At 35.8% G+C, this 24,002-nt stretch carries 22 protein-coding genes; 9 read left to right on the forward strand and 13 right to left on the reverse strand.

Features of this window, described 5'->3' with window-relative positions; genetic code table 11:
- Positions 1 to 13: 13 nt before the first annotated feature.
- The 3 genes from NPX36_RS02130 to NPX36_RS02140 form a co-directional block, all read right to left on the reverse strand.
- Complete coding sequence (locus tag NPX36_RS02130) at positions 14 to 1,477, reverse strand: OmpA family protein (RefSeq protein ID WP_257499793.1); 1,464 nt, start codon at positions 1,475 to 1,477, stop codon at positions 14 to 16.
- 103 nt (positions 1,478 to 1,580) lie between these two features.
- Positions 1,581 to 2,774: a glycine C-acetyltransferase gene (kbl, locus tag NPX36_RS02135; RefSeq protein WP_257499794.1), complete on the reverse strand. Its 1,194-nt coding sequence runs from the start codon at positions 2,772 to 2,774 to the stop codon at positions 1,581 to 1,583.
- Positions 2,775 to 2,809: 35 nt separating this feature from the next.
- The gene (locus NPX36_RS02140; protein WP_257500710.1) at positions 2,810 to 5,956 is read right to left on the reverse strand and encodes a UvrD-helicase domain-containing protein; all 3,147 of its coding nucleotides are present in this window, start codon (positions 5,954 to 5,956) and stop codon (positions 2,810 to 2,812) included.
- A gap of 107 nt (positions 5,957 to 6,063) precedes the next feature.
- Here NPX36_RS02140 and NPX36_RS02145 point away from each other — a divergent pair, with 107 nt between their 5' ends.
- Positions 6,064 to 6,669 carry a superoxide dismutase gene (locus tag NPX36_RS02145; RefSeq protein WP_257499795.1) on the forward strand — a complete coding sequence of 202 codons (606 nt, stop codon included), beginning with the start codon at positions 6,064 to 6,066 and terminating at the stop codon, positions 6,667 to 6,669.
- 44 nt (positions 6,670 to 6,713) lie between these two features.
- Here NPX36_RS02145 and NPX36_RS02150 read toward each other — a convergent pair whose 3' ends face one another.
- Complete coding sequence (locus NPX36_RS02150) at positions 6,714 to 7,325, reverse strand: hypothetical protein (protein WP_257499796.1); 612 nt, start codon at positions 7,323 to 7,325, stop codon at positions 6,714 to 6,716.
- A 42-nt stretch (positions 7,326 to 7,367) separates the two neighbouring features.
- Between NPX36_RS02150 and NPX36_RS02155 the strand changes: the two genes are divergently transcribed.
- The 3 genes from NPX36_RS02155 to NPX36_RS02165 are packed head-to-tail and all read left to right on the forward strand — an operon-like array spanning position 7,368 to position 9,615.
- Complete coding sequence (locus NPX36_RS02155) at positions 7,368 to 8,066, forward strand: pseudouridine synthase (RefSeq protein WP_257499797.1); 699 nt, start codon at positions 7,368 to 7,370, stop codon at positions 8,064 to 8,066.
- A gap of 11 nt (positions 8,067 to 8,077) precedes the next feature.
- On the forward strand, positions 8,078 to 9,160 hold the full coding sequence (locus NPX36_RS02160) for an endonuclease/exonuclease/phosphatase family protein (RefSeq protein ID WP_257499798.1): 1,083 nt from the start codon (positions 8,078 to 8,080) through the stop codon (positions 9,158 to 9,160).
- Positions 9,161 to 9,210: 50 nt separating this feature from the next.
- Positions 9,211 to 9,615: a hypothetical protein gene (locus NPX36_RS02165; RefSeq protein WP_257499799.1), complete on the forward strand. Its 405-nt coding sequence runs from the start codon at positions 9,211 to 9,213 to the stop codon at positions 9,613 to 9,615.
- 39 nt (positions 9,616 to 9,654) lie between these two features.
- Here NPX36_RS02165 and NPX36_RS02170 read toward each other — a convergent pair whose 3' ends face one another.
- Positions 9,655 to 9,789 (reverse strand): hypothetical protein, encoded by a 135-nt coding sequence (locus tag NPX36_RS02170; protein WP_257499800.1) that lies wholly within the window; start codon positions 9,787 to 9,789, stop codon positions 9,655 to 9,657.
- A gap of 4 nt (positions 9,790 to 9,793) precedes the next feature.
- Here NPX36_RS02170 and NPX36_RS02175 point away from each other — a divergent pair, with 4 nt between their 5' ends.
- Together NPX36_RS02175 and NPX36_RS02180 are read left to right on the forward strand one after the other, a co-directional pair.
- Complete coding sequence (locus tag NPX36_RS02175) at positions 9,794 to 10,165, forward strand: hypothetical protein (protein ID WP_257499801.1); 372 nt, start codon at positions 9,794 to 9,796, stop codon at positions 10,163 to 10,165.
- A 37-nt stretch (positions 10,166 to 10,202) separates the two neighbouring features.
- The gene (locus NPX36_RS02180) at positions 10,203 to 12,242 is read left to right on the forward strand and encodes a dipeptidyl peptidase 3 (protein WP_257499802.1); all 2,040 of its coding nucleotides are present in this window, start codon (positions 10,203 to 10,205) and stop codon (positions 12,240 to 12,242) included.
- A gap of 38 nt (positions 12,243 to 12,280) precedes the next feature.
- Here the strand turns inward: NPX36_RS02180 and NPX36_RS02185 are convergent, their stop codons facing one another.
- The 5 genes from NPX36_RS02185 to NPX36_RS02205 form a co-directional block, all read right to left on the reverse strand.
- Positions 12,281 to 13,048, reverse strand: a complete 768-nt coding sequence (locus tag NPX36_RS02185) for a cyclase family protein (protein WP_257499803.1) — start codon at positions 13,046 to 13,048, stop codon at positions 12,281 to 12,283.
- Positions 13,049 to 13,343: 295 nt separating this feature from the next.
- Positions 13,344 to 14,468, reverse strand: a complete 1,125-nt coding sequence (hemW, locus tag NPX36_RS02190) for a radical SAM family heme chaperone HemW (RefSeq protein ID WP_257499804.1) — start codon at positions 14,466 to 14,468, stop codon at positions 13,344 to 13,346.
- On the reverse strand, positions 14,468 to 15,025 hold the full coding sequence (gene ruvC / locus NPX36_RS02195; RefSeq protein WP_257499805.1) for a crossover junction endodeoxyribonuclease RuvC: 558 nt from the start codon (positions 15,023 to 15,025) through the stop codon (positions 14,468 to 14,470). The genes hemW and ruvC overlap by 1 nt, the downstream gene beginning before the upstream one ends.
- A gap of 145 nt (positions 15,026 to 15,170) precedes the next feature.
- Complete coding sequence (locus NPX36_RS02200; RefSeq protein WP_257499806.1) at positions 15,171 to 16,013, reverse strand: isoaspartyl peptidase/L-asparaginase; 843 nt, start codon at positions 16,011 to 16,013, stop codon at positions 15,171 to 15,173.
- 6 nt (positions 16,014 to 16,019) lie between these two features.
- Entirely contained in the window at positions 16,020 to 16,895 is an 876-nt protein-coding gene (locus NPX36_RS02205) for a cyanophycinase (RefSeq protein ID WP_257499807.1), read from the reverse strand.
- 236 nt (positions 16,896 to 17,131) lie between these two features.
- Between NPX36_RS02205 and cphA the strand changes: the two genes are divergently transcribed.
- Positions 17,132 to 19,753, forward strand: a complete 2,622-nt coding sequence (gene cphA / locus NPX36_RS02210; protein ID WP_257499808.1) for a cyanophycin synthetase — start codon at positions 17,132 to 17,134, stop codon at positions 19,751 to 19,753.
- Between the two features lie 151 nt (positions 19,754 to 19,904).
- Positions 19,905 to 20,840 carry a flippase-like domain-containing protein gene (locus tag NPX36_RS02215; protein WP_257499809.1) on the forward strand — a complete coding sequence of 312 codons (936 nt, stop codon included), beginning with the start codon at positions 19,905 to 19,907 and terminating at the stop codon, positions 20,838 to 20,840.
- Here the strand turns inward: NPX36_RS02215 and NPX36_RS02220 are convergent.
- Positions 20,803 to 21,282, reverse strand: a complete 480-nt coding sequence (locus NPX36_RS02220; RefSeq protein ID WP_257499810.1) for a hypothetical protein — start codon at positions 21,280 to 21,282, stop codon at positions 20,803 to 20,805. The two genes, NPX36_RS02215 and NPX36_RS02220, sit on opposite strands and share 38 nt — an antisense overlap.
- 47 nt (positions 21,283 to 21,329) lie before the next feature.
- On the opposite strand from NPX36_RS02220, the gene NPX36_RS02225 reads away from it, so the two are divergent.
- Positions 21,330 to 21,827, forward strand: a complete 498-nt coding sequence (locus NPX36_RS02225; RefSeq protein ID WP_257499811.1) for a DUF456 domain-containing protein — start codon at positions 21,330 to 21,332, stop codon at positions 21,825 to 21,827.
- Positions 21,828 to 22,254: 427 nt separating this feature from the next.
- On the opposite strand, the gene NPX36_RS02230 is transcribed toward NPX36_RS02225, so the two are convergent.
- Together NPX36_RS02230 and NPX36_RS02235 are read right to left on the reverse strand one after the other, a co-directional pair.
- Positions 22,255 to 23,145 carry an energy transducer TonB gene (locus NPX36_RS02230; protein ID WP_257499812.1) on the reverse strand — a complete coding sequence of 297 codons (891 nt, stop codon included), beginning with the start codon at positions 23,143 to 23,145 and terminating at the stop codon, positions 22,255 to 22,257.
- The gene (locus NPX36_RS02235) at positions 23,142 to 24,002 is read right to left on the reverse strand and encodes an energy transducer TonB (protein ID WP_257499813.1); all 861 of its coding nucleotides are present in this window, start codon (positions 24,000 to 24,002) and stop codon (positions 23,142 to 23,144) included. Before NPX36_RS02235 ends, NPX36_RS02230 begins: the two co-directional genes overlap by 4 nt.

A 24,002-nucleotide genomic window follows, 5' to 3' on the forward strand; every position in this document is an offset into this window, starting at 1 on the left:
ATTTAAAAGTAAATTATTTTACTAATTTAATTTCTGTACGACGGTTGTTTGCACGACCGGCTGCTGTACTGTTATCGTCGATAGGACGTTTTGAACCAAAACCTTGAGAAGATAAACGGCTTGCAGAAATTCCTTTAGAAATTAAGTACTCTCTTACTGCGTTTGCACGATCATTTGATAATGGGTCGTTAATCTTATCTGTTCCTGTGCTGTCAGTGTGACCTTCGATTGCAAATTTCGCATTCGGGAACTGATTCATAACTCTAGCCATATTATCTAACACTTCGTATGATTTTTCCTGGAAAGTTGATTTACCTGTGTTGAACAAGATTGTTTTTCCGTAATCATTTAATTGTTTGATATGCTCTTCTTTTACTTCAGGACATCCTTTGTTAGATGCTGGACCAGCAACTTCAGGACACTCATCGTCTTTATCAAAAACGCCGTCACCGTCTGAATCTGGCCAAGGACAACCGTTGTTTGCTTTTGGACCTGCTTCTTCTGGACATTCGTCTTGTGCGTCTGTAATTCCGTCACCATCTGTATCAGGACATCCGTTGAATTCAGCTAAACCTGGTACATCAAAACAAGCATCTTGGTTATCTGGAATACCATCACCGTCTGTATCAGGACATCCGTTATATTCAGCTAAACCAAATACATCTGGACATTGGTCTAAATGATCAACCACACCGTCGCCATCTGTATCCGGACAACCTTTGAATTGTTTTAAACCAGCCACTTCCGGACACTCATCATATTTATCTAAGATACCGTCATTATCAGTATCTTTTCCACCAAAACGGAACGTTACACCAGCTGTGTGTTGTAAATGGGTTGGTACAGAAATATCTTGACCTCTTTCAAAGTTGAATAAATCATCTTGTCCATCTTCAAACTGGTGTTTGTAGGTAGATGATAAGTTTAAACCAATGTTTTCAGAGAACCAAAATGTTAAACCTAAACCTCCGTTCACGTTTCCTGAAGATGCTTTTCCTAAGAATGCATATCCACCACCAATATGAATTGAAGGATCAAACCATTTAGAACCGATTAATCCACCAATGCTGTAACGGAATTGACCATCAACACCATAGTACATTAAATCTGTTCCATCTACGCGTCTTTGACCGTTAAAATCGCCACCAATAACTCTTGAGCCTTGTCTTTGCAAGTTTTCAAAACCATCGGCCATTACCATTTTTTTCATTTTGTTTACAGACCCTGTAATACCAAATGATACATTGGCACCTAAATAACGAGATACGTTCAATACAGAGGCAGATGGTAAAATACTCCAGTTATCTGTTTGGAAATATTGACCAAAACGATCAGGAAAGTCTGTTGCAACACTTGAACGTCCACCGTCCAAAGCATTAACCCCCACGGTAATCGCCCATGGTTGATCAGCATTCTGTGCTTGCGTAGCTGTACCAGCTAATAGCAAAGCAGCTGCAAATACTTTTAATTGTTTCATAACTATTCAATTTTCTACTTTACGTAATTTTGACAAAAATAAATTGTTTCAACGAATATACAAAATAATTTCTTGAAACCTTTAACATTTTTATAAGATTTTTTTAGATAACACCTAATTCTTTGCCCACTTGGGTAAATGCTTCTATGGCTTTGTCTAAATGTTCTTGGGTATGGGCAGCCGATAATTGCACACGAATACGCGCTTTATCTTTTGGAACCACAGGAAAGAAAAAGCCAATTACATAGATGCCTTTTTGTAACAATTTATCAGCCATTACTTGGGATAATTTGGCATCGTATAACATCACTGGTACGATTGCAGAATCGCCATCAATAATATCAAAACCTGCTGCTTTCATTCCCTTTTTAAAGTAATTGGTGTTCCATTCTAATTGATCTCTAAATTTGGTGTCTTTTTTTAATAGTTCAAAAACTTTTAGAGATGCTCCTACAATTGACGGCGCTAAAGAGTTTGAAAACAAATACGGACGAGAACGTTGACGCAAAATATCAATAATTTCTTTTTTGGCTGTGGTGTATCCGCCCATTGCACCTCCTAAAGCTTTTCCTAAGGTTCCGGTAATAATATCTACACGACCCATTACGTTTTTCGCTTCTAAAGTTCCTTTGCCAGTTGCACCAATAAAGCCGGCTGCGTGGCATTCATCAACCATTACCATTGCATCGTACTTATCTGCTAAATCGCAAATTTTATCTAACGGAGCTACTAATCCATCCATTGAAAAAACGCCATCGGTCACAATTAATTTAAAACGGCGGCCATCGGCAACTGCTTGCTGCAATTGTTTTTCCAAATCTTCCATATTATTATTTTCGTAACGGTAGCGACCTGCTTTGCACAAACGAACGCCATCAATAATCGAGGCGTGGTTTAAACTATCCGAAATGATACAATCTTCGGCTCCTAACAACGGTTCAAAAACACCTCCATTGGCATCAAAAGCAGCTGCGTATAAAATGGTGTCTTCTGTTCCGTAAAAATCGGCGATTTCTTTTTCTAATTGTTTGTGAATGTCTTGTGTGCCGCAGATAAACCGAACCGATGACATCCCAAAACCATGACTGTCTAATGCATCTTTTGCGGCTTGCACCACTTCTGGGTGTGATGATAATCCCAAATAATTGTTTGCACAAAAATTCAAAACCGTTTCGCCGGTATTGATTTTAATTTCGGCTCCTTGCGGCGATGTGATAATACGTTCTTTTTTATACAAACCATTTTCTTTAATGGTGTCGATTTCGTTTTGCAAAAATTCTTTAATTGCTCCGTACATAATTATATGATTTGTTTTGTTTAAAATTTGATGTGTTACAAATGTATTATTTTTAAATCGTCTTGAATATACAACACTACTTTTTTTGCAATTTCATAGCCCATTTCTTCGATTGCCAAGGCATATTCATTTACTTGTTGGGCATATTTCGATTGCTCTTCTCCTGTTTTGTAGTCAATGATATATGCTTTTTTTCCGTTGATTGCCACGCGATCGGGTTTGCTATTTTTATAGGACTGATGCAAAATGGTGCGCTCGTTATAAATGATGTATTCTTTGTTAAAAAACGGCTGAAGAGCTTCGTGGAATACAATTTTTTCAAGAGTTTCACGAATCTCATCGGTTGCTGTGGCAGTAATCATTCCTTTTGAAACTGCGCGTTGAATTACAAAATCGATATCATCTGCAGTAAAAATCTCAGAAAGCAATTCGTGGATTAAATTTCCTTTTTCAATGGCTTGCTGCTGTTTGGTATCCCACATAATCGCTTCGCGTTTGGCAATTTTTATCACCGATGAAGTAATAGGCTTTTCTACCGATTGAATAATGATTGGTTTTTCTTGATGCTTTTTTTCCGCAGAAACTTTGGCAGGATTTCCAAATGGATAATGCAACTCGTTTTCAGCAAGCCGACCTGAATCTTCTAAAAAGGTCACAAAAAAACGTGCCAAGGTGTTTGCTAATGTCCCGTCTTTGTTGCGTTTATAGTCGCTAATGATATAGAGCTGCTCTTCGGCGCGGGTCAATGCCACGTACAACACGTTTAAATTGTCTAGCAATTCTTCTTGTTTTTTTTGTTCGTATAATCGCTGGGCTGTTGCGCCATACATTTTCACGTCGTTTTTTAAATCGACCAAAGCTTTGGGAATGGTTAACTGCTCGTTTTCTTCTAAATCAACCCAAATTTTATCGCGCGATCTAGAGAAATCGTCATCGGCAAAGGGATAAATCACCACTGGAAATTCTAATCCTTTGGCTTTGTGTACCGTCATCAATCGAACCGCATTTTCGTTTTCGGGCGAAGGAATGCTTAATTTATGATAATTCTGCTCCCAATAATTCAGAAAATCGGCTACGGTTGATTGATTTTTAACGGTTCGTTCTAATATTAAATCTAAAAAATACTGCACATATGCTTCGGTTTTTTTGGCTGGAAGAAACGCCGCAACTAATAATTCCACAGCTACATACAGATTGTTTTTTCGCAATTGTGAAAAATTGATTTCGATACCGAACGACTGAAGATAACGCTGAAAATCGGTTTCATTATCCATTGCCATTCCTTGTACAATCACATCGTGCACTGGTGTATCGTTCACAATAAATCTGCCCACATAATATAAAATCAGTGCTTTTGCTTCTTTGTCGTGGTTGTTTTTCAAAAAACGCAATAAATTCAGCAGCAACTGCACTTCGGTAGCATTATTAATCAACAAGGTTTCCGATGATAAAATGCGGATTCCATTTTTGGTTAAATGATTGGCAACTTCCACTCCATTTTTACTTTTGCGTGTTAAAACCACAATATCGCTCAAAGAAAAACCTTGTTGCAACACACTGTTTATGGTTTTTAGCACCTCATCTAAATACAAATCGGTTTTTGTAACTTCGTTTTCTTCCGATAATAAGTTTTGATCTAGAAACGAAATATTTACGAAGCCGCCTTTTTTGGCTGTGGTGTTTTGATGCGAATAGTTTTCGTAAAGATTTTGATAGGCTTCGTTACTAAACTGATTTGCCAAAAACTTGAAAATTCTGTTGTTGAATTCGATTACTTCCGAAAAACTGCGGTAATTGGTATCTAAACTAACAGTAGCTTTGGAAGGATTAGAAAACGGATTTTCGCCATCGCTCAACTGCATAAACTGTTCTGCTTTGCCACCACGCCAGCGATAAATAGCTTGTTTGGGATCGCCCACAATCATTAGCGAACCTTCTTTGCCGTAATCGTCTGCTCCGGAAAGCGCGTTATCAATCAAAGGCACTAAATTTTGCCATTGCATTTCGGATGTATCCTGAAATTCATCAATAAAAAAATGGCGGTATTTTTCGCCTAATCGTTCATAAATAAAAGGTGCAGGCTGATTTTTTAATTCTTCATAAATTATTTTGTTGAATTGTGATATGGAGAGAATCTGTTGTTCGTTTTGAATGCGTTTTATCTCATTGCTGATGGAATTCAACAACGAAAGTGGCACCAGATTTTTCAGAAATGCTTCGTAAAAATAGATTTTTCCAAACAATGGATAGATTTTTTTGGTGATTGCCAACAAATCGGGAATTAATTGCTCAATTGCATTTGTATCTTTTGCTGTTTTATTTATCGATATATGTTCTGGTTGAGAAAATTCTTTATTTACATTAGTAAAATCTCTATTACTGATTCGCTGTAAATAATTGGGGAATGTGCCTCTGCTAAACGATTTTAGGTTGATTCCATTCGTTTCTAACAATTGTAATGCTTCAGTAGCCAATAAAACGGTTTGATTGCTGAGTTGATCTATTTGATGATGCAACCAATTTTTTAACGACAAAAACGTTTGCATATCAATATTTTCAAATGCTTCCAACTCTTGTTTGTTGTTTTCATTGAGCAACAAACGCCCAATTTCCATTAATTCCCTTGATATATCCCAGCTTTTATCGTCATCGGCTTTACTTATTGAAAAATCGACCAACAATTTCGTTAGTTCTTCATTAACGCCAGCTTGAGCAATTAAGGCATCAACCGCTTCTTGCAGCAATGCTTCGGTATCCAAAGAAACTTCAAAATGAAAAGGCAAATTCAAATCAAATGCAAACGACCGGATTACTTTGTGCGTGAATTTATCAATGGTAGAAATATCAAAACCTGCATAATTATGAATAATGTTCTTTAAAATCTTTTTCGATTTTTCGCGGATATATGCTTCGGTAAAAGTTGTTTCGGCAACAATTTGTTCCAATAGTTGATATTCTTTCGCAGGAATTTCGTTCAAAGTAAATGCGTAAATACACGATACAATGCGCGATTTCATTTCGTTTACCGCTTTGTTGGTAAAGGTAATTGCCAAAATATTTCGGTAGGCATCGTCTTTGTTCGAATATCCCAATAAAATTTTAAGATACTCTTTTACAAGCGTATGGGTTTTTCCGGCACCTGCCGATGCATTGTATATGGTAAAGGCTTTTTTCTCCAAGATAATTTATAAAAATGTTAACAAACCGCCGCTATAATAATTTTTATAGCTGTGTTTTTTTGCGTAAATTTGGAATAAAAATAATACTAATCTTTAAAAAAATAATAGTTATGGCTTTCGAATTACCAAAATTATCTTATTCTTATGACGCTTTAGAGCCTCATATTGACGCACGAACAATGGAAATTCACTACTCGAAACACCACCAAGCATACACCAACAATTTGAATGCAGCAATTGAAGGAACTGATTTAGCAGGAAAATCGATTGATGACATTTTAAAAAATCTAGATTTAAACAATAAAGCGCTTCGCAACAACGGCGGTGGTTTTTACAACCACAATTTGTTTTGGGAAGTTATGGCACCAAATGCTGGTGGCGAACCAACTGGCGATTTGGCAACTGCTATCAACGAAGCTTTTGGAAGTTTTGAAGCTTTTAAAGATGCATTTGCAAAGGCAGCTGCAACACAGTTTGGGTCGGGATGGGCTTGGTTATGTGTTAAAAACGGTAAATTAGAAGTGTGTGCTACTGCAAACCAAGACAACCCTTTAATGCCGGGAATTGGTTGCGAAGGCACACCAATTTTAGGTTTAGATGTTTGGGAACACGCCTACTACTTAAACTACCAAAACCGCAGACCCGATTATATTAACGCATTTTTTAATGTGATTAATTGGGATGCTGTTGCAAAAAAATATGCTGAAGCAAAATAATAACTTTCTTCATAATTGAAAAATCGCCTTTCGGGGCGATTTTTTTATTCCTTCAAGATTTCTTTTAAACTTTCTGTTACTTGAGTGTGGCCGTATTCTCCAAAAACAGCTAAATATTTTTCTTTGTTGATAATGACAAAACTTCCACAACCGTAATGATAATTAAAAAATAAATTTTCAATCAGCGCATTTGGATCTTTTTTCCATTCAAGAACTCCTTTTGTTTTTAAGCCGTCTTCATTTTTGTAAATTCTGAGCGTATTGACATCTGCTATTTTTTTTACTTTTTTAGCCAATTGTTTCTCCCACTGATTTTGACTTTTTAGAGTTGCTGTACCACCTGAATTACACGGATCTTTTCCTGGATAATAATAAATAATCAAAGGTTTAATGGAATCGAGTTTTAAATGGAGTTTTTCATTTAATTCTTGGAATAATTTTTTAGTATCCCCCAAAGAACCCTTTTCGCCTCTGTTGTTTAGATACATTAACTTAAATGCTTTCAAAGAATCGTTTTCCACATGATAATATTCTTTACCCGCAAGGAATTTATCAAATGTCTTCTTATCAATTTTGTTATTATCGGCATCATAATATGTTTGTGCATACAACGTATTTTGAACAATAAGCACAAATAATAATAGTAGTTTTTTCATATGGTTTGTTTTTCCTAAAAATATAAAAATTAACTTTACAATATGAATCCACTCGAAATTATTTATCAAGACGAGCATTTGGTTGCCATTAACAAGCCCCACGATTTACTGGTTCATCAATCGTCAATAGCCCGAAACGCTGAAGAATTTGCCATTCAAATAGTGCGTGATCAAATTGGCCAGAAAGTGTTTCCCGTGCATCGATTAGACCGAAAAACATCGGGCGTTTTGCTTTTTGCTTTGGATAAAGAAACCAACAGAAATTTAGTGAAACAGTTTACCAACAAATCAACCGAAAAAAAATATTGGGCAATTGTTCGTGGATTTTGCACCGATGAATTAACGATTGATTATGCTTTGCATCGTGATGATGGTGTGTTGCAAGATGCTGTTACCAAAATAAAAACACTAGAAAAAGCCGAAATTGATTTACCTCATGGAAAACACACAACATCTCGTTACAGTTTAATTGAAGCCGAGCCATTAACCGGACGCATGCACCAAATACGCAAACACATGGCACATATTTTACACCCAATTATTGGCGATCGTCCGCATGGTTGCAACAAACAGAACAAATTGTGGCTGGAGAAATTTGGCATGAAAACCATGTTGCTGCATGCGCACAGTTTAGCGTTTACCCATCCGCAAAGCAACCAACGCATTTATTTAACAGCAAAACCTTCGCAAGTATTCACAAATGTTTATGAACTGCTTGGTTTTAAAACTCTAAATTTGTAAAAAAGTAGGAAATGGAAATTGGTTTTTATTGTTTTTCGGCGCTTTTGGTTTTTGCATCATTAGTACCTCTTATACAAAATCAGCATTGGTTTTTCAGAATTTTCGATTTTGGTAAAGTCCAAATTTTAGTACTGCAACTTCTTGTTTTTATTGCGGCGTGGTTTCTGCTGCCAAAATCTACAAACTTCTATATCATGCAAGCAGCGCTAATGGGTTGTATGATTTATGAAATGTATTTGTTGTATCCTTACACCCCACTTTATAATATCGAAACAAAAACTAAAAACCAAAATTCATCTAAAAGTATTTCTATTTTATCCACCAATATTTATCAGTTTAACAAAGAATACCATCGGTTTTTAAACCTTGTTAATGAGGTAAATCCTGATATTATTCTCACCATGGAATCGAATCAAGATTGGGAAAATGCTCTGCAACCTTTAAAAGAACAATATCCTTATTTTTGTGAAATTGCTTTAGAAAATACTTATGGAATGCATCTTTATTCTAAAATTGAAATGACCAACTGCCAAAAGCACTATTTCATGGCAGATGATATTCCGAGCATTGAAGCTGCGTTTAAAACCAACGACGGTTTTGAATTTGTGTTTTTTGGTGTGCATCCGCCACCGCCAAGCCCTACCGAAGAAGAAAATGCCAAAGAACGAGATGGCGAATTATTAGCTGTTGCAAAAAAAGTAAAGCAAAACAAAAAACCTACGGTGGTTATTGGCGATTTTAATAATGTGGCATGGGCAAAATCATCGGTTTTGTTTAGAAAAACTTCTGAAACGATTGACCCCCGAATTGGTCGTGGTTTTATATCAACTTTTCACGCAAATTATAAATTATTGCGTTTTCCGATTGATCAAATGTTTCATACTACCGATATTTTTGTGGAAAAACTAAAGGCATTGCAACCTATTGGTTCGGATCATTTGCCCTTATACTGCTCTTTTTTTATCGACAAAATAAACAATGATCAAGAAGATTTAGTGGAACCTATCGAAAAAGAAGACTATGAAGATATAAATGAAATGATTGAGGAAGGAAAAAATGAAGAAAGCAACCGCGAAAGTGTTGCCACAGAATAATTTTCTTTATTAATTTACTTACCTTTACAAAAAAAAAACTGCCAAATTAAATGAAAGCATACATCTCGGTTGATACCGAAACAAGAAAAACGTTAGGAAAAGAAATTATTGCATTGGGTATGGCAATGAGTTCTGCAAATGTAGAGCAATTTATTTTTGTTGATAAATATCCTTTTGAAGCAGGTCAGGAAGCCGAATTGATGCAAAAAGCAATGAAAGAAATCGATTCTAGTAATTTTATGATTATTGAAGCTACAAAAGTAAACGTAACTTCCTGTATTGAATTGGGTTATGCCAAAGCAAAGCGCAAACCAATTGTTTATCTGCAAAAAGCCGAAGCCGATACCAACGAACTGCTTTTTGCCCTAAGCAATTTTCATATTTTATATAACAGTCCAAAAGATTTGTTTGATCAATTAAACGAATTTTTAAAAAACGTTTTACCGCAAAATTAACGCTTTGATTTTTATCAAGGCTTTTTTTATGTACCGTTTTCAACTTTTCCATCCAGCCGCCAAACAACCATTGCCTGCCATTGCTAAATGGTTTGCAGCACTGTTTGCGGGCATGCTGCTTTTTTGCGCAACACCTGTTGCTTTCAAAACTTTCAAAACAATTGTGTTTTTCATAAATATGCTGCTTTGTGGCTATATTGCCTATTATTTAGCAACCAATTACAAACGATTTTACTTTACAAAAGGCACATTTACAGGCGCGCTGACTTTTTCAAACGAAGGTATTCTCTTAAAGCATCAATTCATACCCTATGGTGAAATACAGCAGATACAATTCACGCACCATGATTTTTTAGGTAAATACAACAAAACATCGGTTTTTAATCCTTCGGTTTCCATCGGTGTATCCAACCAAATCAAAATCACCCTGAAAAATCAAGAAATGCACAGCCACAATTTTCAAATGCAACACGATTATGAATTGTTTCGCGCTTTTCCCTATCTCAACAAAAGCAAAACTTCTTATCTATGGAAACAAAATTCCATATAATTATTAATATATTTGTTTTATTAACACGTATTCATCTATGAAATTTAATCAATTTGCCCTAATAGCTTTGGCAGTTGCTTCGATAACTGCTTGCAACAAAGAAGACAAAATGCAGCATGAAACGCGCAGGATAGACAGTTTGAAAAACATTCAGTTTCAACCCGAGCAATTTGCCGATGTGCAAGTGTTGAAATACGATATTCCGGGTTGGGAAAAACTAACCCTGAAAGAAAAAAAACTAGTCTATTATTTGGCACAAGCAGGATATTCGGGTCGCGATATTTTTTGGGATCAAAACTACAAATACAACCTAAAAATTCGCACAGCCTTAGAAAACATCTATACCAACTACAAAGGCGATAGATCTAGTGAAAACTGGAAAAAATTTGAAACCTATTTAAAACGAATTTGGTTTTCAAACGGTATTCACCATCATTATTCCAACGATAAAATAAAACCAGGTTTTCCGCAAACGTATCTTCAAAAACTATTAAAAGACACCAAAACAAACCTAAGTGCAAGCATTGTGGAAATCCTTTTTAACGATGTAGATGCCAAGAAAGTCAACCTAAACGAATCGAAAGGTTTGGTACAAGGGTCGGCTGTAAATTTTTATGGCAAAGGATTAAATGCGGCCGACGTAGAAAAATTCTATGCCAACATGCCGCAACCAGATAGCTTGCGCCCCCTTTCTTTTGGATTGAATTCAAAATTGGTACGAACAGAATCGGGCAAAATAGAAGAACGCATTTGGCGCAGTGGCGGAATGTATGGTGCTGCTATCAACAAAATTGTTTTTTGGTTAGAAAAAGCTGTAAAAGTATCAGAAAATAAAGAACAAGCCGAAGCTTTAAATATTTTGATTGATTTTTACAAAACTGGCGACCTTAAAAAATGGGACGATTACAACGTGGCGTGGGTAAAAGCAACCGAAGGAAATATCGATTATATCAATGGATTTATAGAAGTGTATAACGATCCATTGGGTCACAAAGCTTCGTATGAATCAACTGTGCAGATAAAAGATTTTGATATGTCTGCTAAAATGGAAGTGATTTCTAAAAGTGCGCAGTGGTTTGAAGACAATTCCCCTTTAATGCCCGAACATAAAAAGAAAAATGTGGTAGGCGTTTCTTATAAAACAGTTATTGTGGCAGCAGAAAGTGGCGACACCTCTCCCGCAACACCGATTGGAGTGAATTTACCCAATGCCGATTGGATTCGTGCTGAGCATGGATCTAAATCTATTTCGTTAGGAAACATTATTGAAGCATACAACAAAGCAGGCGGAAGTGATAAATTAAAAGAATTTGCCTTCGATGAAAATGAAATACAATTATCGGAACGATACAGCGAATTGGCAGATAAATTGCACACGGCTTTGCACGAAGTAATTGGGCATGCATCAGGGCAACTAAATCCTGGAGTGGGCACTCCCAAAGAAACACTAAAAAGCTACGCATCTACTTTAGAAGAAGGGCGTGCCGATTTAGTAGCATTATACTATTTATACGACAAAAAGATACAAGATTTAGGCTTGGTAGATGATTGGAAAAGCTTGGGAATGGCTGCATACAATGATTATATCCGCAATGGCTTAATGACGCAATTGGTGCGTATTGAACCAGGCAGTGATATTGAAGAAGCACACATGCGCAATCGCCAATGGGTTTCGGCTTGGGTGTATGAAAAAGGAAAAGCAGAAAATGTAATAGAAAAAGTGGTTCGGGACAACAAAACCTATTTTAAAATAAACAATTATGAACGTTTACATGAATTGTTTGGAGAACTACTGCGAGAAACGCAACGCATAAAATCGGAAGGTGATTTTAAAGCCGCTAAAAGTTTGGTAGAAAACTACGGGGTAAAAGTTGACAAAGAACTGCATAAAGAAGTGTTGGAACGCAACAAAAAATTCAACACAGCACCATATCGCGGTTTTGTAAACCCAATTTTAGTTCCTGTAACCAATGAACAAGGCGAAATTACCGATATAGTGGTCACCTACCCCAAAACCTTTGCAGAACAAATGTTGTATTACTCTAAAAATTATAATTTCTTACCTTTGGAGAATTAAATTTAATTAAAAGACCATGAAAAATGGTCTTTTTTTATTTATAAAACTTTAAAAACCACAGGTTTACTTGGTGATGCGTCGTTTTCGAAAGAAGCAATTTGCAGGTTTAAAATATACGTTCCGTCTTCGATTTCATTTTCAATAAAAACCAATTCGGTAATGGTGCAATGAAAACGAGCATCGGCATTTACTTGATGAATGTTTGTTACATTCCAAAAGGCTTTATGCGCCACTAATTTCCCTTCATCAACTTCTTTGTCCACACTTGGCAAATCGATCAACAAATGCTCTATTCCCATTTCTCTGATGAAAACCGCCGCTTCTTCTGATAAATAAGCTGGATTGGTATTGGAATATTTTTTATGCTTTTTATCGATTGAATTTGGAAGTGTTCGGATAATTAAAGCTTCAGGTGATTCATTTTGCAATGCATTTTCAATTTGATTTTTGGTAATAACCAAATCATCATCAATCAATTCAGGCTCAATAGAAATTAATTCAGCCGTAAAAAAAAACGTTTTTAGGGTTTGATTAATTGAATAAAAATCTTTGGTAATATGCCCCAAACATTCGGTATGCGTACCATGACCATGCGGATTGAACAAAATATTATTAAAGTTTGTTGATGATTTGCCCGATGCCACACTACCCACAAAATCGCCCATAACCACCGGATTTATTTCAGGCTGATCCAAATACCAAGCAATGGGATTTTGCTCATTGTTTTGAATGGGTAACGAAATATCGATGGGTTGTGATAAATCGATAGCGTATGTTTTGTTGTTATGTTGTATGGTTGTTTTCATTCAGATAAAGTAGTATAAATTATTAAAACAAAAATTGATAGAGGTATTAAAAAAGGTATAAAAGAAATACAATACCAAAATATTTTCTTTTTAAACTGAACTTTGTACTGATATAAATTTAGTAAATTCATAAGTGATAAAACTGGAGCTAGTGGTAAAATTGCTAAACAAAAAAGAAATATTGGTTTACTCATAGGATGAAGATGTCCTGAATAATACGAGTATCTACCTAACAATAAAGCCAATAATAACATAAAAACTGTAACAACAGCAACAATTTTAATAGATTTCATATCTAGTTAATTTTAAACAATTCACTTGCAATGCCGTCGCAAAAGAATTTACCTTTTAATGTGGTTTTTAAAATATTGTTTTCAATTATCAACTGTTCGTTAATCAGAAAAATTTCTGTGTTTTTCAATAAATAATCTAGATAATATTGTCCAAAATCGCTTTTAATTTTTTCTAATGATACACCCCAAACCGTTCGCAACCCCGTCATTATATATTCGTTGTAGCGATCATTTTTGGATAAAACTTCCTCTTCGCTTGGTAATTTATCTTGCTGAATGGCGTTTATGTACAACGAATTATTGGCGATATTCCACGAGCGGTTTTCACCGTTAAAACTATGCGCCGAAGGACCAATTCCTAAATAGTTCTTTCCTAACCAATACGCAGAATTATTTTTAGAGAAATAATCGGGTTTTCCAAAATTAGATAATTCGTAATGAATAAATCCTGATTTTTCCAGCATTTCTATCAATAACAAAAAATGTTCGTGGGCAACTCCGTCGTCTGGCATGGGGATTTTTCCATTTTTTATCAAGGTGGCCAATGCTGTTTTGGGTTCAACAGTTAAAGCGTAACTCGATATATGCGGAATGTTTAAATCTAAGGCTTTCTGAACGTTTTGCTGCCAGCGATCAACTGTCATTTCGGGAATTCCATAAATTAAATCGATCGAAATATTATCAAAATATTTTTTGGCTTCTTGCAACGAATTCCACGCTTCATCAGCATTATGCGCCCGGTTCATCATTTTTAAATCTTCATCAAAAAAAGATTGTATTCCGATACTTAAACGATTAATTTTCGATAGAGCCAATTCTTTGATTCGATCTGCCGTTAAATCATCTGGATTGGCTTCCAATGTAATCTCCGGCTTCTGAACAACATCAAATAGCTGATAAATGGCATCAACCAACAAATTAATTTCATTGTTCGATAAAACACTCGGAGTTCCTCCACCAAAATAAATGGTTTCTACGGGCTCTGTAATTTCATTTCTTCGCAAAAAAAGTTCCCGATGCAATGCGGCAATCATTTCCTCTTTCTTTTTCATCGAGGTAGAAAAATGAAAATCGCAGTAATGACAAGCTTGTTTACAAAAAGGAATATGGATATAAATACCTGCCATTATTTTTTATTTACACGATCGGCGTTTTGACTAACAAACGCGCCCCAACCTGAATAGCTTTTGCCCACAACGGTTTTTCCTGAGTTAAAATAATGACAAACCGCAGCTGCCAAACCATCGGTAGAATCTAGGTTTTTGGGCAATTCTTTTAAACCCAACAATTGCTGCAACATTTTGGCTACTTGTTCTTTACTTGCATTTCCGTTGCCTGTAATTGCCATTTTTATCTTTTTGGGCTCGTATTCGGTTACAGGAATTTGTCGCGACAAACCTGCTGCCATTGCCACACCTTGTGCCCTACCCAATTTCAGCATCGATTGTACATTTTTTCCAAAAAACGGTGCTTCTATTGCTATTTCATCGGGATGATGCGTATCGATCAATTCAATGGTGCGTTCAAAAATGCGTTGCAACTTTAAATAAGGATCGGTCATTTTGGCAAGATTTAACTCGTTCAGTTGCATGAATTCCATGGAATTTTTCACCACTTTAATCAATCCAAAACCCATAATGGTTGTTCCGGGATCAATTCCTAATATAATACGTTCGTTTGCCAAAATTGTCTTTATAAATTGAAATACTGTAGAATTTAATTTAAAATAAACGTGTAATAAACTAATTATCAGCGAAATATTAAACCAAATTTCAGCAATTAAAGTTACAACTATTATTTAGAAGTTGCGGCATATATTTGATTTTTCATTACTGAAAAACTTCTTCCTTTACACCATCAAAACTTGCAAATACCATCGACGGATGCGAATCTTGATGAAAGATATTACCCTGATTGTCAATCGCAATTGCTCCTGCAAAACCATCGTAAGGTTTTAATTCGGCAAAGGTTTTTTCAAACGCTTGTTCTAACGAAAAACCATCGGTAACACGGGTTACAATTTTTGCTGCCACAGCACCGCTCACAATATCTTCCCCCACACCTGTTAAGCTTACACCGCAAAATGAATTGGCATAATTTCCGGCTACGGTAGCTGAATCGGACACTCGTCCAGGAATTTCAAAACCTTTACCGCCTGTTGAAGTAGCAACTGCAATTTTTCCGTTTTTATCTAAAACAACACAACCAACAGTTCCTGTTCCTAACGATTGTACTTTTGCTTCGTATTCGGCTCTTCGCTGTGAAATTTCAGTAGAAAAAACTTCAAATCCGTGCTTTCGGGCAAAGTTTGTCGCTCCGCTTCCGCCTAAAATCCGGTCGTCAACCTGCATTAAAACCTCTGCCACTTGAATGGGGTTTTTTACATCTTCGATATTAATCACACCGCTCATTTTCTGACTTTCGCCATCCATTAAAGAAGCACTCATTCTTATTTTTCCGTCGGATTGAATTTGAGAACCAATTCCAGCATTAAACAATTCATCGTCTTCTAACTGCGAAACTGCATAGACCACTGTTTCTAATGCCGAATGATTTTGCAAATACGCATAAGCATCTTTCACAATGCGTAAAAGTGCTTGTTGTTTGGCAATTTTGGTTTCTAAATTGGTGGTTGATTCAGAGAAAAAACCACCGTGAATAATGATTTTCATAACCTCTTAATTTGTATATTGCGAAGAATGAATACTCATTTTATATGTATTTAGATCAAATTTATCAAATTGACTCATCACGTGTGTTACCAAATGATTGATTGATATAGGCTGACCCAATTCCACTTGTGTTAAACTGGTGTCTTTCACTTCTCGTCCGTCAACCAGAATCACCAAGCCCGAACCAATAGCTTCCATTTGATGCCCGTTGGTAATCAACAAGCCCGTATCTTCACCCAAACCAACACCTAAAACTTTTGGATTGCTCACCACTGCTTGAAACAAACGACCAATTCGCCCTCTTTGAACAAAGTGTGTATCAATCACCACATCGTCTATCAACCCTAAACCCGACGTGATTTTTACTTCACCTTTCAGCAAGGCTTCGGAACTGCTTCCTTGATAAATCATGCTGTTTGAGGCTGCTGCTGCACCTGCTGATGTTCCAGCATAGATAAATTCGGTGTTGGTGTATTTCGAAATCAATAAATCCACAAAAGGAGTTCCGCCTAAAATAGAAGTTAAACGCAATTGATCACCGCCGGTAAACATTACCACATCTGCTGCTTTTAAGCGCTCTAAAACCTCCGGATTGCTTGCTTGCTCGCGGTTTTCAATATATAAAACATCGGCGTTGTTTGCCTCTAAATAGCTGAATGCTTTAATATATTCGGGGCCTATTTCTCTTGGAATTTTCGACGCAGTTGTAATCACTTCAATACGCGATTTTTCCTTATGTTTTGATTCCTCAATGATTCTTTTTAGAATACCTGTTTCAAAAAAATTCAAATTCTTTGAAGCGTCTTTATCTAAATTGGTTTCTGTAAAACTTCCCTTATCTACAGCACCACCTATTATAATTAATTTTCCTAATATTTCCATGGCGTAAAAATAACTATTTCTTGAAATTACACAAATTCCAACCCGAAAGAAAATGATAATTTTTTTTACACACTTTTCAAAAAAAATCGTCAAACGCAAGGAATCTTTCAGAAAGCAAGCGCTAATTGATACAGACACTATTTATTTCGTTTTTTTTACCAAAAACAACCAACATTTAAAATATTTTTTTATTTTTAACAAAATGAACATCATATAAGAAAAAATTATTGTTTTTTATGAAAATATTAAAAATACAAGCCTTAAGAGGACCTAACATTTGGAGCGTTCGCAGAAAAAAATTAATCCAAATGCGATTAGATTTGGAAGAAATGGAAGAATTTCCCACCAATAAAATTGAAGGATTTAGAGAGCGAATTGAAGCAATGTTTCCAACGATGATTGAACATCGCTGTTCAGAAGGAACCAGAGGTGGTTTTTTCTCTCGTGTAGAACGAGGCACGTGGATGGGACATGTTATTGAGCATATTGCATTAGAAATTCAAACGCTAGCCGGCATGGAAACAGGCTTTGGAAGAACGCGTGAAACCAAAACACCCGGTGTTTATAATGTGGTTTTTAGTTATACCGAAGAAAACGTGGGCTTGTTTGCGGCTGAAAGTGCTGTTCGTATTGCCGAAGCTTTAATTGCTGGAACCGAATACGATGTGGAAGCAGACATTCAAAGAATGCGTGAAATTCGTGAACGCGTTCGTTTGGGACCGTCAACCGGAAGCATTGTGGAAGAAGCAGTTGCACGCGATATTCCTTGGATTCGCTTAGGCACTAATTCCTTAGTTCAGTTGGGATACGGCATTAATCAAATGCGTTTCCAGGCAACTATCACTTGCAAAACAAGCAATATTGCTGTGGACATTGCTTGTGATAAAGAAGAAACCAAACGCTTGTTAGAATTGGCATCGATTCCTGTGGCAAGTGGCGGCATTTGTGTGGATGAAGAAGATTTAGAAGAAGTAGTGAAAAAAATTGGATATCCAATTGTGATTAAACCTTTAGATGGCAATCACGGCAAGGGTGCATCAATCAACGTGAAAAATTGGGAAGATGCGGTCACCGGATTGGCTTATGCAAAAAATTACAGCCGCAGAGTGATCGTTGAAAAATTTATTACCGGATTTGATTTCCGTGTGTTGATAATCGATCATAAATTGGTTGCGGCTGCCAAAAGAGAACCCGCTCATGTGAAAGGTGATGGCGTGCAAACCATTCAACAATTAATCGATGAAACCAATCAAGATCCAAGACGCGGGTACGGACATGAAAATGTTTTAACGCAAATTGATGTGGATCGAGACACCACCGATTTATTGGACAAATTGGGCTATACTTTAGAAACAATTCCCAACAAAGGCGAAATTGTATATTTAAAATCTACTGCTAATTTAAGCACTGGTGGAACATCGGTTGATGTGACTGATATGATGCATCCCGAAAACATTTTTCTTTGCGAACGCATTTCTCGCGTAATTGGTTTAGATGTTTGCGGAATTGATATCATGGCAGAAAATCTAACACAACCACTTAAAGAAAATGGTGGATGTATTTTAGAAGTAAACGCAGCTCCTGGTTTCCGCATGCACTTGGCTCCAAGCGAAGGCTTACCCAGAAATGTTGCCGCTCCGGTGATTGATATGTTGTATCCGCCGGGAAAACCAAGCCGTATTCCTATCATTGCTGTAACAGGAACAAATGGCAAAACAACTACCACCCGATTAATTGCACATATTGTAAAAAATAACGGTTACAAGGTAGGTTTCACCACATCAGACGGAATTTACGTGCAAAACCACATGATGGAAAAAGGCGACACCACCGGACCTATTTCAGCAGAATATATATTGAAAGACCCTACGGTAGAATTTGCTGTTTTAGAAACGGCAAGGGGAGGCATCTTAAGATCGGGGCTTGGATTTAGTCGTTGTGATATTGGAATCATCACAAATATTCAAGAAGATCATTTGGGATTGTCTGATATTCATACGTTAGACGATTTAGCCCGCGTAAAAAGTGTGGTTGTGCGCAGTGTGAAAGAAGATGGATGGGCAATCTTAAACGCAGAAGATGAACAATGCCTGAAAATTGCAAAGGATTTAAGTTGCAATGTGGCTTATTTCAGCATGGATGAAAATGCCCCAATCGTAAAACAATTTGCAAAAGAAGGAAAAATTGTAGCGGTTTATGAAAACGGTTTCATCACCATAAAAAAAGGTGAATGGAAAATTCGTGTAGAAAGAGCCACTCATGTTCCGTTAACTCTTGGTGGAAAAGCAAAATTTATGATTGCCAATGTGTTGGCAGCAACTTTAGCGGCATATTTGCAAGGATTTAAAACCGAAGATATTAGTTTATCCCTACAAACATTTATTCCGAGTGCTGCACAAACTCCGGGACGAATGAACATTTTTGAGTTTAAAAAGTTTAAAGTTTTGATTGATTTTGCACATAATCCTGCTGGTTATCGTGGTGTGGAAGAATATTTAAGCACCGTGGAAGCCACTAAAAAAATAGGAATTATTGCCGGAGTTGGCGATCGCAGAGATGAAGACATTAAAGAATGTGCCATGATTGCTGCCCGAATGTTTGACCATATTATTATTCGACAGGAAAAACACTTGCGTGGCAGAACCGAACAAGAAATCATCGATTTGATTATGGAGGGCATTTCAGAATCAGAACGCACTGTTACTTATGAAATCATTACTAAAGAAACCGAGGCTATAAAACACGCAATAAACAGCGCCGAAGACGGCACTTTTATTACTGCCTTGAGTGATGTAATTACCAATGCAATCGAGATTGTTCAGGAATATTTGGATAAAGAAAACGAAGAAGTTAGTTAGTTTTTTTAAAGAACATCTATAAAAATGCTCCAATAAAATTTGGAGCATTTTTTATTTTAATCGAAGCTAATCATCCATATAATTCGTTAATTTAATATGCATGTGCTTAAAAAAATCATTTCTTTGCACTATGAAATTGCTATCGCCCAAAATGAAAGAATTCCTAATGCTGTTGCTAAAAATAGCAGTGGTTGGCGGCGCTTTTTATTTTATTAACAAACAGCTCACCGAGAAAGATTTCGATTGGGAAATTATTGCCAAAGCATTACACACACCAAATGCTTGGTTTTTAGTGGGCATATTATTGCTGCTTACCTTTTTAAACAGATTTATCGAGATTTTGAAATGGAAAAATTTGGCACAAACTGTAAAGCCAATCAGTATTTGGGAAAGCACCAAACAGGTTTTGATTGGTATTACTTTTGGCATTGTTACACCAAACGGTATTGGCGAATACGCAGGAAAAGCATGGTTTTATGAGCGGAAAAACACCGTGAAAATTATCTTTTTAAATGCGGTTTGCAACGGTATTCAAGTGGTTTTTTCAGTGCTTTTTGGGTTAATTGGTACGTTTTACATAAATTCCTTACACCAATTTATTGCTACAAAATATATTGTACTATTCTTCGGGGTTTTAATAGCTGTAATTTTAGTGATTCTTTCCGTTAAAAACATTCGCATAAAGGGTTATTCTTTACAAAGCCTTTTCAAAAGTTTAAACGAAATTCCTAAGACAATTCATCGAAAAAACATCGGTTTGGCATTGTTAAGGTATTTAGTGTTGATCCATCAGTATTTTATTCTGTACACGCTTTTCCATGTAGAAATCCCGTATTTTGTGTTATTGGCTGTGGTGGCGAGTATTTATCTGTTGGCATCGAGCTTGCCCAATTTTCAGGCAGTTGACTTTGCTTTGAAAGGAAGTGTGGCTATTTATTTATTCAGCTTTTTTGGTGTGGACGGATGGATTGTAACGCTTGTAGCCGCTCTTATTTGGTTGTTGAATTTGGTAATTCCTATATCAATTGGAAGTGTTTTGCTGCTTATTTTTAATCCGAAGAAGAATTCAAACCAACAGGCAATATAAATTGGGTTTTAACGGGAATGCCGCGTTTGGTTGCCGGATGTATTTTTGAAAAACTTTTTTGATGATGCGCCATAATACTGTCTAGCATTTTTTTGGGAAGCAGTTTTTCATTTACCATTTGCGTTTTGAACTGAAGGTTGCTTTTCGGAGAAATAGTTACCAAAAACTGAACGGTATCAATAGTAGAAATCTGCACCAGTGAATCGGTTTTTAAAACATGAACCACTTCAAAATGCAATCGGTCAAAAAAACAGGCTTTGTTTTCTTCTTCCGTCTTTAGCTTTTCGCAGGCATCATAAGTAGGATAGGTATCTACTTTATTCCAATCGATAGTATGCAATTCGCGTCTTAACAACTCTTGGGAATTGGGTAGTTCTTTCTGTGCGAAATTGCAAGAAGTAAGAAAAATACTAAAAAAAAGAAATGCCCAATAATTCTTCATGAACAATTAAATCGTAAATTTAAAAACAAAAATACAAAAAAATTACTATGGAAATTTTAATACTGATTATAAGTTTGTTATTTGTAATTGCCGGAATTGTTGGCAGCGTGTTGCCTGCTTTGCCCGGACCGCCTATTAGCTGGATTGGACTGCTGATTTTATACACCACACCCGGCATTGCTTTTGATTATTGGTTATTGGGAATTACCTTTGTTTTTACGCTGATCATTGTGATTTTAGATTATGTGATTCCGGCACAAGGCACCAAACGTTTTGGAGGCAGTAAATATGGAATTTGGGGCACAAACATTGGATTGATTGTGGGGCTATTCTTTCCTCCTTTTGGATTTATTATTGGCCCATTCTTAGGTGCTTTTATTGGGGAATTGATTTACGACCAAAACGATTCTAAACGTGCATTGAAAGCAGCTACGGGTTCTTTTATAGGTTTTGTAGCCTCTACTTTTGTAAAATTTGTATTTTGTATGATTTTATTGGGAATGTACATTCACACCGTTTGGAAATATGGGAGTGTTTGGTTTTAGATTTTAAACTATACTATCGAGATTAAATCAAACTCTTAATCTGCATTTAAACTCATAGATATAGTAAATCGTGAACGAACAGATTTCCCAACGTGTTTTGCTGGAATCCATTTTGATTTTTTCAAACAGATATTGCTTTTTGAATGTTTTTTTCAGATAAATTCTCATTTTTTACCTGAATATTTGAAAGTGACCCATCTTTTTCAACAATAAATTGAAATATTAGAGCATCAAGACCTTTTTCATTTTTATATCTTTTAAGTTCAATAGCTAACTTATATTTTAATTTATTTAGACCTTCAGATGGAATTGCCTTGACTTGAGCAAAAGTATGAATTCTATTATCTTCTTCCTGCGTATTCTCTTGTGCAATTGACTGAAATCCAACTAGGAGAATGAAAATAGTTAAAAAAAATATTTCTCATATTTATAATTTAAGTTTAAAGGTTTGTTTGAAATGTTCTGTAACAGCATCGGCAATTTGCGGGTCTTCGGATGATATAATTATACCTATAAAATAACCTTCATTATACAATATAATCATTTTTGATTTACCATATGGTCCGTAACCTCTTGTATTAATTGTCAACTCTACAGCTTTATTTCCAGATAGTTGTATTTCACTAACTATAAAACCTTGGTTAATCATATTGCTTTTCACATCATTTATAGTCTGTTCAGCTTCTTTCGCATCTTTCTTTTCAATCGAAATTTGATAATAAACAAACCCATCTTGACTTTCATAACGATACTCTTTTTTATGATCATTTTTAACAAATGTACAGTTGCATCTAAACTCAAACAGATCTGTGTTAACAAGGAAATTATCTAATGATTTTAAATAGGTTTGAGATATAGCTTCCTTCTTTTCTAAAACTTGACTTAAAGACTTTTCTTCCACTTCTTCACTTTTTTCAGTTTTTTCATCAGCACGTATTTTCATTGGTAATCTAAAAACAGAGCGAACTATTTTACCTTTGTGTGTAGCTGGTTTCCAAGCAGGCATTGTTTTCAAGACACGAATTGCTTCTTCGCCTAAACCTTCATTACTTTCATTTAGAACTTGAATATCGCTGAAAGTACCATCTTTTTCGACAATAAATTTTAATCTTACATCTAATGTGCCGGTGGAAGATGAAAATTTTGATGAATTGAATTTCTTTGAGTAACTCTGATAAAAACCTGCTATTCCTTCTTTAGGTTCAGCTTTTCTTTGCACAAAGGTGTGAACCTTAATATCATCAACATCAATTGTTTCTTGTGCTATTGTCTTAAATCCTATCAAAAGAAAAAAGAAAATTAATATTGTATTTTTCATAATGTATCTGTTTTTAATTTAAAAGTTCGTTTCAAATCAGCAAAATTAAACTTTGAAATTTGCGCGTTAGGCGAAATCACTGTGATATTGATTAAATAGGTCCCAGCGATAAAGTAAATGGTGTTGTTATAATACATCACTTCATTACTATTCACGCTGAAATGACCTTCTAAGGCTTTATAGCTTTTGTAATCAACTTCCTTAATTGCTGTTTTTTTCAACGCAGCATCTGCTTTAATGATATTCAAATGGTGCGTTGTATTGCTCAAAAGTATTTCCTTTATGGTAATGGAGTAAAAAGTGCTGTTGTCTGCGGTGCTGTATGAAAACTCTTTCACCTTATTGTATTGATTGGTACTGCTATTGATTAATTTACAACTACACTCAAATTCAAAATAATCGGTGCTAACTGTTCGCTCTAAAATGGCTTTGTCTAATAAGGCTTTATCAACATTTCGCATGGGAAACCTAAGTGTAATCGGCACCGTATGAAAAGAACGAACTATTTTTCCATTTTTTTCGGCAGGTTTCCAAGCCGGCATCATTTTTAAAACCCTGATTATTTCACCGATATAACCATAAGCATGTTCATTTCCTTTTATTTCAGCATTAGAAAGCAACCCATTTTTTTCGACTACAAATTGCAGTTTAAAAGAAATTTCATCATATTTTGGCGGAATAACCAAAGGATTAAACTCATTGGTGAAAGCTTGCAAAAAAGCAGACATTTCTTGTTTGGGTGCTGCTTGTTTCTGTACAAATCGATATATTTTGTTATCCTCACGCGCGCTTGATTCTTGCGCTTGCATTGCAGTTGAAGCACAAAAAACAAGAAATATGATGAGTACCTTTTTCAT

The sequence above is a fragment of the Paenimyroides aestuarii genome (genome assembly GCF_024628805.1).
GTDB classification, from domain to species: domain Bacteria; phylum Bacteroidota; class Bacteroidia; order Flavobacteriales; family Flavobacteriaceae; genus Flavobacterium; species Flavobacterium aestuarii_A.